General features: G+C 63.6%; 1 protein-coding gene. It reads left to right on the forward strand.

Annotated elements, in window-relative coordinates:
• Positions 1 to 77 precede the first annotated feature (77 nt).
• A partial coding sequence (locus tag GOW92_RS24735; RefSeq protein WP_170566554.1) for a tyrosine-type recombinase/integrase occupies positions 78 to 1,131 on the forward strand: 1,054 nt, incomplete at its 3' end.

Genomic DNA, 1,131 nt, shown 5'->3' on the forward strand with positions numbered 1-1,131 from the left:
CGCCCCATTTACACGCGATAAGTATCCCTTATCATGTTTAATTGATTTCCGCAGGAATTTGGCGCAGAATACGCCCCATGAAGCCGCCTGCGCCCCATCTCCCCTCCGCTTCCCCTGCCCTCTCCCCGGCCGATCAGGAGGCGCTCACCGATCTCTATATCCGCGGCACGCCGGAAAACACGCTGCGGGCGTATGAGCGTGACCTGCTCTATCTCACCGCCTGGAAGGCTGCGCGCTTCGGGTCGGCGCTGACCTGGCCGGAGACTGAAGCCACGGCGCTCGCCTTCATCCTGGACCACGCCCGGGATCTGAGCGAAACATCAAAGGACGACATCGCCCGGCGGGCGGCAGAAGCGCTCATCTCCCAGGGACTACGCAAAACCCTCGCCTGCCCGGCCCCGTCCACCCTGGACCGGCGCATCGCCTCCTGGCTGGCCTTTCACCGGATGAAGAACCTCCCCTCCCCTTTTGACGCTAGCCAGGTGAAACAGGCCCGCGCCAAGGCGCGCCGCGCCGCAGCCCGGCCCCCTGCCCCGAAATCCGCCCATCCGATCACCAAGGATATTCTCGAACAGATGTTGGCCACCTGCCGCGGCAATCGCCGCGATTGCCGCGACCGGGCGATCCTGATGCTGGGCTGGGCTTCGGGCGGCCGCCGCCGGTCCGAGATCACCGGATTGATGCGGGAGGATGTGGCGCTGAAGGAGTTCGACAATAAAGGCCTGATCTGGCTCTCGCTGCTGGAAACCAAAACCACTGCCAAAGGAGATACGCCGCGGCTGGTGCTAAAGGGGCGCGCGAGCCAGGCGCTGGTGCATTGGATCGAGGTTGGGCAGATCAAAGACGGGCCCCTCTTCCGCCCGGTCTCCAAGGCTGACCGGGTTTTGAAACGCCGCCTTTCCCCGGATGCGATCTATCAGATTATCCGGCACCGGTTGAATCTGGCCGGGCTGCCCGAGGGGTTTGCCTCGCCGCACGGGTTGCGCTCCGGCTTTCTGACCCAGGCCGCTTTGGATGGTGCCCCAATCCAGGCCGCCATGCGCCTGTCCCTGCATCGTTCGGTGGTTCAGGCGCAAAAATACTATGACGATGTCGATATCGCGGAAAATCCTGCAGCGGATTTGTTGGGGT

Source organism: Ruegeria atlantica, from assembly GCF_013032505.1.
GTDB classification, from domain to species: Bacteria; Pseudomonadota; Alphaproteobacteria; order Rhodobacterales; family Rhodobacteraceae; genus Ruegeria; species Ruegeria atlantica_F.